Source organism: Bifidobacterium avesanii, from assembly GCF_009299475.1.
Classification (GTDB): Bacteria; Actinomycetota; Actinomycetes; order Actinomycetales; family Bifidobacteriaceae; genus Bifidobacterium; species Bifidobacterium avesanii.
This window is the reverse complement of the sequence record NZ_WBSN01000041.1, coordinates 1-2,561: the sequence shown is the minus strand read 5'-3', so window position 1 is coordinate 2,561 and position 2,561 is coordinate 1. Positions and strand designations below refer to the sequence as shown.

Genomic DNA, 2,561 nt, shown 5'->3' with positions numbered 1-2,561 from the left:
GTTTGGTTTTGCGGTGGTCATGGCCCAGGGGTGACGCCCGGTTTACTTTCCGAACCCGGTAGCTAAGGCCTGGCGCGGTGATGGTACTGCACTCGATAGGGTGCGGGAGAGTAGCACGCCGCCGCAATTATTCGTGTTGAATGGTCCTTGGTAGAGGCAACTCCACCAAGGACCATTTTGTTTATCCGGTCATTCGTCCACCTGGCGGCGCCCGCCCGGCCCACGACGGCCCATATTCTTTTGGCGTGGTGGTTTAGTCTCCGGGCCTTTCTCATTTGTTTCCCGGGCTTCATGCCTATCTGTCGGTTTTCACGCCTCGGCCGCTTCCCGTATTCCAGGCCTGCGCGGATTGACCCGAGCACGGGTCGTTTTCGTTCCAGGGGGTTGGCGTTTTCAAGCCGTTTCGTCTCCCTGGACCGGCGTGGAACGGATCCCGTGCCGGGCCATTTTACCGCCTCTGCGTTTTTCATGTTTGTGGCGTTATTGCCTCCCGGCCCGTGCGGGTTGGTTCCGTGCGCTTCGTCCGAGTGTTCTTTTTGGGGATGTCGGGCGTGAACGTGCGTGCCGTGTTTGGCGGGACCTTCCGGGTTTGCGTGTTTCGCCGGCCGGGTTTGTTTGGCGAGCCTTTGTATTTCCGTCCTCGTACGCCCGGGCGCGCGCAGTCGGCTCCGTTCCGAGGTGCCGCGGTGCGGGGGCGTGCCCCGGAGTGCATGTATTCTGTTCGTCGGCGGGATTCGGGCGCGGTCCCGCTCCGCCCCGGTGCCTTCCCCGACGTGGCCGGCTACGTAGTGGTCTGCCTCCGCGTACTTTCGATTCGTGCGGTCGATTTCCCGGGTGGCGGCGGACAACGACGTTGGCGTTCCGGCGTTATCGCGGCGCGGCTAACTGGGAAAAGCGCGAAATCGACCGCACAAATCGGAAAAGCAAAATGACTACGACCCACCTTGGCCGCGGCAAACGATTGACGGACGTAGTTTCGACCGAGTTGAGCATTCGCCAAAGCATGATGCGCGGCGTCGGCTAACGCGATACCATCAAGTTTGTGAAAATCGCGATCCTCGGGCTTACCGGCAGCGGCAAGTCGACGTTGGCACGGCAGCTGGCCAAAGCCAGCCGTCTTCCGCTGTTGCATCTTGATACCGTGCAATTCCTGCCCGGGTGGCATAACCGTCCGATTAACGACCAGCACGCCATGGTCCGCGCTTTTCTGGACGATCATCAATCTTGGGTGATCGACGGCAACTACACCAACCTGTACTATCGCGAGCGACTCGACGACGCGGACCTCATCGTGGTGATGCTGTTCAACCGCTTTGCGCGGTTGCATCGTACGCTTCGCCGTCTCCGCGCATATCGCGGCCAATCACGCCCTTCCATGACTGCCGGTTGCGAGGAGCGGATGAACGCTGATTTCGTGTGGTGGATTCTGCACCGCGGATGTGATGCCAAGCACATGCTGGAGTACCGAACGGTCACGGAACGGTATGCGGGCAAAACCGTCGTGTTGCGCAACCAGCGTCAGCTTGACCGATTCACGGCATCGCAAATACAGCCGCGGTAGCGATCATATTCCGAACATAATGCATCTTATCGGCGTATTGGCTGAACACTATCGATCGCGGCGAAGTCGAGACGACATTTCGTCCTGTTACAGATTGAGCTGCAGCGTCCACAGAACCCAGTGCGCATCCATAAAACCCAGCGGCAGCAATTTCCGCGCAGCGGCTTGTTCGTGGCAAACCCGGATTTCTCGCATGACTGATCGGATGTCCGTCGGAGAGATGCGGTTCGCACAATGGTTGCATAGCGATGCCGGCTGGTACTCCGACGTGCGGGTGACCAGACGATCCGAAAATGACATGCTAAACAACGTGCGCAGTCCTATGGCGAGCAGATGTTGTCGTGCCGATGGCCGGGAACGGCGAAATCATCGAATTCCGCAGAATGGAAACGGTATCTGTGGATAATGGCAGCCGCCCTATGCGAATTCCTTTTGCTGGTGAAGAAGTTGTGCGCCTCGCCGCATTGCGGATGGCCGATGACGGGTCGGTGAATGCGAAATGAATTTACGGCGACACGCCGGCGGAAATGAGATTTCGGCATATGCGGTCGGGTTTTTGGGGTTTAGACTGGTGGTGCGTGTGATGGTTCATGTGTTTTCGACACGCCGAGGGAACCGCGTGATATCGCGGGTTCCGGGGTCTTTCGCGCCCTGCGGGTTGCGCGGGTGGGCGGGGTCGTGTATGTTTATCTCTTGCTGCCCGGCAGGGTGGCCCGCCTCCTTCGGTGGTGCGCGGGTTGGTTTTGCCGGTGTTCGCGTGGTTTGAGAACTCAAGAGCGTGTTTGTACTGCTTGTTTAGACAAGTTTTTTGATTGCCAGTCCAATCCCCGCCCGTCCGGTTTGCGCCGGGCTGGTCCATGAGAGTGGGGTGACGGGGGTTGGGGTTTTGAGTGCGGACTTCTTTTCCTTATTAAGAAGTCGCGTCTTTTTCTTTAAATTGAGAGTCATTCAATTGGTTCTCTTCATGAAGTTTTTTTGTGGAGGGTTCGATTCTGGCTCA

2 protein-coding genes and 1 rRNA gene are annotated in these 2,561 nt (G+C 58.2%); all 3 read left to right on the top strand.

Annotated features, from left to right (window positions below):
• The first annotated feature begins 9 nt into the window (after positions 1–9).
• Positions 10–127, top strand: a 5S ribosomal RNA gene (gene rrf / locus DSM100685_RS10605).
• Positions 128–1,042: 915 nt separating this feature from the next.
• A complete protein-coding gene (locus tag DSM100685_RS10600; RefSeq protein ID WP_152351303.1) occupies positions 1,043–1,561 on the top strand; it encodes a P-loop NTPase family protein in 519 nt (172 codons plus the stop codon).
• Positions 1,562–1,908: 347 nt separating this feature from the next.
• Positions 1,909–2,064: a hypothetical protein gene (locus DSM100685_RS10820; RefSeq protein ID WP_163201163.1), complete on the top strand. Its 156-nt coding sequence runs from the start codon at positions 1,909–1,911 to the stop codon at positions 2,062–2,064.
• Positions 2,065–2,561: the final 497 nt, after the last annotated feature.

Coding starts and splice junctions, on each gene's coding strand:
- DSM100685_RS10820 (WP_163201163.1), top strand. CDS start 1,909: ATGGCCGGGAACGGCGAAATCATCGAATTCCGCAGAATGGAAACGGTA.